Annotated in this window: 6 protein-coding genes; all 6 read right to left on the bottom strand. The window is 68.7% G+C overall.

The genetic code is table 11. The features are described from left to right. Window positions 1–59: 59 nt before the first annotated feature. The gene (locus tag AB0P17_RS42955) at window positions 60–725 is read right to left on the bottom strand and encodes a recombinase family protein (protein ID WP_361157885.1); all 666 of its coding nucleotides are present in this window, start codon (window positions 723–725) and stop codon (window positions 60–62) included. A 191-nt stretch (window positions 726–916) separates the two neighbouring features. Beyond that, complete coding sequence (locus AB0P17_RS42950) at window positions 917–2,128, bottom strand: MFS transporter (protein ID WP_365820529.1); 1,212 nt, start codon at window positions 2,126–2,128, stop codon at window positions 917–919. Between the two features lie 165 nt (window positions 2,129–2,293). Further along, on the bottom strand, window positions 2,294–3,175 hold the full coding sequence (locus AB0P17_RS42945) for an alpha/beta hydrolase (protein ID WP_365820527.1): 882 nt from the start codon (window positions 3,173–3,175) through the stop codon (window positions 2,294–2,296). A gap of 38 nt (window positions 3,176–3,213) precedes the next feature. After that, window positions 3,214–4,482, bottom strand: a complete 1,269-nt coding sequence (locus AB0P17_RS42940) for a hypothetical protein (protein WP_365820526.1) — start codon at window positions 4,480–4,482, stop codon at window positions 3,214–3,216. 111 nt (window positions 4,483–4,593) lie between these two features. Beyond that, window positions 4,594–5,172, bottom strand: a complete 579-nt coding sequence (locus AB0P17_RS42935; protein ID WP_365820525.1) for a TetR family transcriptional regulator — start codon at window positions 5,170–5,172, stop codon at window positions 4,594–4,596. Window positions 5,173–5,261: 89 nt separating this feature from the next. After that, window positions 5,262–6,969: Tn3 family transposase (locus tag AB0P17_RS42930; protein ID WP_365820523.1), on the bottom strand; the 1,708-nt coding region annotated here is incomplete at its 5' end.

The raw sequence follows: 6,969 nt of genomic DNA, 5'->3' as shown, positions 1-6,969 counted from the left end.
CGGGTGTGAGTAGTTGCGGTACAGAAAGTGCCGTTGAGATTGATCTTGCTGGAGTCGGCCTACCTCGTCGACGCTTCGAGCTGACGCGGCACGGCGCCAGCGCGCAGCTCGCGCAGGTCCGGGATGTGGTTGTAGAGGGTGCCCGGGGAGACGCCCAGCAGCTTGGCGATGGAGGTGATCGAGCGACCAGGGTCGGGCAGTAGATCGCGAGCGGCGCGGATGACTTCCTCGGTGACGACGCTCGGGCGCCCGCCGACCCGGCCACGCTCGCGGGCGGCGGCCAGGCCCTCGTTGGTGCCGATGACGATGAGTTCGCGGATGAACTCGGCGAGCGCGGCGAAGACGTGGAAGACGAGCCGGCCGCCGGGGGTGGTGGTGTCCAGGTTCTCGTGCAGCGAGGTGAAGCCGATCCCGCGCTCGCGTAGTTCGGCGACCATGTTGATGAGGTCCTGAAGGCTGCGGCCGTAGCGGTCCAGACTCGGGACGACGAGGGTGTCCCCAGGGTCGAGGAAGGCGTGGCACGCCTTCAGTTCGGGGCGGAGGGCGTTTTTGCCGGACTTCTTGTCCGCGAAGATCTTCCGGCAGCCGGCGGCGGCAAGCGCGTCGAGCTGCCGCTCCAGCTTCTGCCCGCTGGTCGAGACTCGCGCGTACCCGATCTTGATCTCGGTGCGGACGAGTGGTTCGGCGACGAGGAGGCCAGGTTCGGTCGGTTCGAGGGCGGTCATGGCCCCGGATCATGTCAGAAAACGGTGGTTCGGGGTTACTGAATGACCCAGGTTTTTGAAGGGTTTTTTGAAGGCCCTGCAGGGTCCAGGCGGTCTCGCAAAGCCATCTTCAGAAAACGAAGGTTTGTTGAAGCCGTCGGCGATCAGGAGCCCAGCAGGACCCGATGTATGCCACACCACGGGTCATCGCGTCATGGCTGCGGACACCGGGTAAGCGCCGCTGATGAGTTGTGCGCACTTCGGTCGCGGCGGCTCGTGAGAAGCAGGAGGACGAGTGAGGCGGCGACGCCTGCGGCTGCGAGCAAAGGCAACTGAGTCAGAGTGTGCGCTGCGACAAGACCACCTCCTCCCGCCCCGATAGCGATGGCGATTTGCATGACCGACTGGTTGAGGCTCAGCAGCACGTCGGACGCTTCGGGGGCGAGAGAGGCTACGCGGATCTGCTGGGCGGAAGTACTCGCCCAAGCGGCGGCGCCCCACAGCAGAATCCCGGCTACCGCGCTGCCCGTTGCAACCCCTACTACCGGGAGGGCGACAAGCACGAGCACGTGCAGAGCCTTGGTTGCGGTCAGTGTCCGATGAGGTCCGACGCGGTCCGTCAGGAATCCGCCGAGTTGTATGCCGGCAATACTCGCGAGGCCGAAGAGGAGCAGGGTGAGGCTCACTGCTTCACCGTCCAGTTCGACGACGCTGAGCAGGTATGGCGCGAGATATGTGTTGAATACCGCGTAGCCGCCGAGCCAGAGAAATGTGACCGTCAGGCCGAGGATGGTACGCGCGTTGGCGAGCAGGCTGAGTTGACGACGAAGCGGCACAGGGGAATGCGGGGCGGTACAGGGAAGGGCCATCCATACTATTCCCGCCACGAGTATCGCCAGTGCGGCGTTGAGGGGAAAGATCGTTGTCCAGTCCCAGTGTTCGGCGATGGTGCGTCCGGTCGGCACTGCAAGGACCAGGGAGGCCGTGATGCCCATCACGACGGTCGAGACCGCGCGTGCGCGGCGCTCGGCAGGCGCGAGGCGTACCGCGAGGCCCAGTGCCGTGACGACGATGAGACCGGTACTCGCCGCCATGACGACCCGGAGGGCCATGACCGTCAGGAGGGTGGGGCTCTGCCAGGACGCGACGTTCGTGGCCGCGAAAACGAGCAGAGCTGCCGATATGAGGAGGCGCCGTTCCACTTGAGCCGTCATCACCACAAGAACGGGCGTCAGCAGCCCATACGCGAGAGCGAAGACGGTGACGAGCTGGCCTGTAGCCGCCTCACTGACCCCGAGCCCTTGGGCGACGAGGTCGAGCTGTCCCGTCAGGACGTATTCGGCGACTCCGGCCGTGAACGTTGCGCAGGAGAGCACGGCAGTGATCAGCGCGGGACGGTGTCTCGGGTTTCCAGGATTGCGCATGGTGCTCAATTTCGTTTCGCTGAGGAGTACTTGGAGCGCGCCCGCCGGGCGCTGGTAGGGGCGAGCGGGCCTCGTGGCTGTGCGGAACCAGATCGTTCGTTTCAGGCACGAGGCCCTCGCCGTGCCGGGCCGCTTCAGATCGCCGACCCCGGCGGCCGGGTGCGGTTACTGGGGCGTGGCCAGGAACGGCAGGAGGACGTCGGCCATCTCGTCCGGTACTTCCTCTGCGAGGTCATGGCCGGCGTCGAAGGTGTGTCCGGTGACGTCGTGGGCCATGAGCCGCATCTGGGACTCGTTGCGGTCGCCGATGAACGCGGATCCGCCGAGGGCCAGGACCGGGATGTCCAGTTTCTTCTGTGCGGTCTGCCGGTTCTGTTCGGCGTTGACGAGCATGGCCCGGTAGATGGAGAGCATCGCGCGGATGCCGCCGGGCATGGAGTAGCAGCGCACGTATTCCTCGATCGCGTCGGGGGTGGCGCTGTCGGGCCGGCTGCGCTCGTACTTGATCATGAAGGTGATCAGCTCGCGCTCGTGTCCGGCGATCAGCATCTCGGGTATGTCCGGCTGGAAGTAGAAGCCCAGGTGCCACAGGTGCATGCCGCTGGAGACGTTCTCAGGGGTGAGGGCTGTGTGGTCCTCGAAGCCGAACCCGGGGAACAGCGCCTCGGCGAACACGAGAGCGGTGACGTGGTCGCGGTGGCGGGCGGCGAGCTGGTAGCCGATCACCGCTCCCCAGTCCTCGCCCGCCACGGAGTATGTCTCGTGTCCGAGGTGGTTCATCAGCTCGGCGATGTCGTCGCTCATCGTCGCGGAGTCGTAGCCGTCCGACGGGCGGGCGGAGTCGCCGAGACCGCGAAGGTCCGGGACGACGACGGTGTAGTGGGGCGTCAGCTTCGGGACGAGGTGGCGCCAGTGGTAGCTCGTCTTGGGCACGCCGTGCAGGAGCACCACCGCAGGGCCGGACCCGGCTGTGCGGTAGTGCAGACTCGTTCCGTTGACGGCGGCTCGGCCTGTGCGGACGGGCGTTCCGTCATGGTCGAACATCATGTTTTTCCAACTCCCTGGTGTACTTCGCGATGCGGGTGTCAGTGGGCTTGCGGAGGGTCGACGAGGGTCACTAGATGGCTCGGTCCGCTGCCGCCGGGGGCCGTCAGACCGGCGGGACGCAGGGTGACGTTCTCCGGGTAGAGCCGGCCGAGCAGGGCCAGTACGGCGACGTCGTCCTGACCGGTGGCGTCCAGGGTGACGTCGCCGCTCTGCGTCCACACCAGTCCCGGCGCGCGCAGCGCGGACCAGACGTCGGCGGTGCCGGACGCGTCGCCTGCGGCGGGGTCCTCACGCTGGGTGAAGCGGTGGCCGCGCAGGGCTTGGCCGAGGTCGACGTGGGCGGTGGTGCCGTCGTGGGTGACCTCGATGCGGGCGGTGCGGGTCCCGTCGGCGACCGGCGCGGTGACGGTACGGGCGGTGAGCGGGCCGGATGTGGTGGTGGCGGGCGGCAGATCCTCGACGAGGGTGCGGGGTGCGGCGTAGTAGTCCTGTACCTCGGGGACATACGTGGCGGCTTCACCGACGGCCGGGTCGGGGCGCCAGGTCAGCAGGTGCCGGGGTGCGGTCAGGGGCGGCTGGCCGAGGACGGCGGGCAGGGCGGTGCCGCCACCCGCGTCGAAGCCGTAGCCGGCCGGGCCGGAGGCGCCGGTGACGACTGTGCGGGCGAAGGCCACGATGCTGGTGTGCCGGATCTGCCGGACCAGGAGTTCGGTGAGGAACGCGTCGCGGGCCGGTTCGGTGTGCCGTAGTCCGGTCGGGGTGATCAGGAGCGGGACGTCCTGCCAGTTGGTGAAGGGCAGCAGGGCGTCGCGCAGCAGGACGATCTGGTGGAGCCACTCGTTGTAGAGCTGCATCGTGACTGGTCCACCGCGACGTCCGCGGAGCAGATCGGCTGCGGGAGGGGTGAGCAGGTGGCCGTAGCAGTGGCTGCGGACGACCAGCGGGCCGGCGGGCAGCGGTACCGGACCGGTGAGCAGCCTCTCCAGCGCCTCGGTGGACCAGGAGACGAGCTCCTGGCCGATCGCCTCGGCCTGCGCGCCCAGTTCGCGCGCTGCCGAGGCACTGTCCGGGCCGAGGGACAGCGGGAGGGAGGTCTCCCGGGTGCCGAGGGCAAGTGTCGCGCGGATTTGGTCCTCCAGCACCTCGCTGTCGGCGCTGGTGAGGGCGTTGTCGTCGATGATGCCCTGTAGCAGCGGCTCGGTTGCGGTGAAGAAGTCGCGGGCGGTCAGGGTGGTGCCGGCCGCGGGGAAGGTGTTCCAGCGGCTTCCGCCGAGAGCGGGCGTACTCGGGGTGGGTGCGGGGGGCATGGGGCCTCCGAAGTCTTCGATTGAAGCGGGGTGGGGTCGCCGGATCCCGTGTCCGAGCGGGCACCGGCGACTTTTCTGGATCGTTTGATACAGATTCCGGCCATGAAAAAGTCAGTCGAGGGCGGCCAGCGCGACCTCCACGAGGGGTTCGAGGGCGCGGACGTCCGGCGTGATCTTCGAGGAGACCAGCAGTCCGTTGAGGAAGGTCACGAGGAAAGCGGCAAGGGTGTGCGGGTCGTGCCGCTTCGCGATCTCACCCCGCTCCACCGCGACCCGCAGCACTTCGGCGAGCGCGTCCCGACTGGCGTCCTGCATGTCGCGCACGGTGCGCCGGGTCGCCGCATCCTCCGGCAGGCGCTCGCAGGCGGCATTGACCACCAGGCAGCCCCGGCCGTCGTCCTCCACGGCGATCCGGACCCGCTCGACCAGCATCGTGCGGATCGCCGACCGGGCGTCCGCCCCCTCCTCCAAACTGCGCAAGGCGGCCGCCGCGAGGGTGGTGCGGTAGTGCTCCAGCGCCGCCCGGTACAGGCCGTCCTTGTCGCCGAACGCGGCATACAAGGACCCCTGCCCGATCCCCAGGTGCCCGGTCAGGTCGCGTACCGAGGTGGCCTCGTAGCCGCGCGCCCAGAACAACTCCATCGCGCGACTCACCGCCGCCTCGGTGTCGAACTCCCGGGTTCTTGCCATGACCCCACCGTAACCTATCTGGATCGCGCGCTCAAGAAACGAGGCTGTGGCCGCCTGGCCATTCGCTGACCTGCAGGCCGGCCTCACGGCTACTCGTCGTCGGCGTCCTCGGCGGTGTCCGGGTCGCGCAGCGGGCGCAGGCCCTGCCCGGGGCCGCTGGATTTGATGTTGAACAAATAGCGGCCCAGGAAGTTGATGTGCCGGTCCTTGAGCGGGGAGAGCCGGGCGACGTCCTCGTCCTTGATGTCGTGGCCCTCCGCGCGGAGCTGGGCGACAGTCGCGTCCAGGTAGCGCGTATTCCATAGCACCACGGCATTGAGGACCAGGCCGAGGGCGGCGAGCTGGTCCTCCTGGCCCTCGCGGTACGCCTGGCGGATCTGGCCCCGGCCACCGTGGCAGATCGCGCGGGCGAGGCGGTGGCGGGACTCCTGCACGGTCAGCTGCCGGTTCATCAGGCGGCGGTAGGTGTCGTCCATCGGGTCGACCATGGCAAGCAGGTGCATGGTCTTGTCGATCCGCCCATATTCGGCGAACGCGGCACCGAGTGGGGTGGGGTGGCCCTCGCGGCCGAACATCCGCAACAGGTCGTAAGCGCGGACCTGGTTGGTGATGAGCGATCCGGCCACGCGGAGCATGTCCGGCCAGTACGTGGCGATCCGCTTGAGGTTGACCTTGTTGCAGGCCACGGCCTCCAGCGGCCCGTACCCCGCGGCCGGCTCCTCGCCGCCGGGCAGGTCGGCCCGCCAGAACCGCTGGTCGGCCAGGTCGCGGAAGCGCGGGGCGAAACGGAAGCCGAGCATCTTGTACAGGCCGAAGGCCATGTCGCTGTACGAGGCGTTGTCGGTCGCCACCATCTCCGGCTTCACGCCGCCGTCGAGGTTCAGCAGGGTGTCCAGGGTGTAGAGGCTGTCGCGCGGGGTGCCGCGCACGACCATCGCGCCGATCCCCGCGACCTGGTCATTGACGGCGTTGAGCCAGGTCACGCCGCGTTTGTAGCCGTAGTACTTTGGCGAGGGCCCGGTGTTGATGCTCTTGACGGGGACGACGAACCGCAGGCCGTCGACGGAGGCGAGTAGCCCGCCGCCCCACATCCGGGCCAGCTCGATGCGGGACTGGGCGGCGATCAGCGCGGCGTTCGCCGCGGCGAGGGTGTCGGCGCGCACGTAGTTCTGGTCGACGTGGGACAGCCGCGAGCGGGTCAGCGCCTTGCTCTCCGGGTCGATGACCGGGGTCAAGCCGATGTTGCAGCTCTGCGACACCAGCAGCGCGACCAGGGAGACGAGCAGGCCCTCCATACGGGTGCGCCGGTCCGAAACGTGGCCGAAGGAATCGAGGAAGCCGGTCCAGGAGTGGACCTCGAACAGCAGGTCCGGCAGGTCGATCCTCGGGAGCATCGCCTCCGTGGTGGTCTTCAGCCAGGTCAGAGACTCCGGCTCACCCACCGCGCCGAGCTTGTCCACCGACAGCCGGGCCCGGCCGCCGCCCTCGGGAACGACGACCTCCACCTTCGCGTCGTCCCCGGCCTCCTCCAGGCGGTCGGCCATCTGCCGCCACGCCGCGTCCAGTCCTCGCGTGAGCTGGGCCAGATGCTCGCCCGCGTCCTCGGTCAGGGACAGGCCCGCCAGCACGTCCGCGCGCATTGCCTCCCACCGGGCCCCGTCCAGCAGCCGGGCGCGCGGGTCGGCCCACCGGTTCGACGGGGCGGCGAACACGTCGCGCCGGTTCAGCGCGCGGTGCAGTTGCTCCAGCACGCACACCACGTACGCGTCCCGGTCGACCGCACCCTGGGGCAGCTTG

It is taken from the genome of Streptomyces sp. NPDC088124 (assembly GCF_040685895.1).
Taxonomy (GTDB): domain Bacteria; phylum Actinomycetota; class Actinomycetes; order Streptomycetales; family Streptomycetaceae; genus Streptomyces.
The sequence above is the reverse complement of the archived record's forward strand: the minus strand, read 5'-3'. Positions and strand labels throughout refer to the sequence as shown.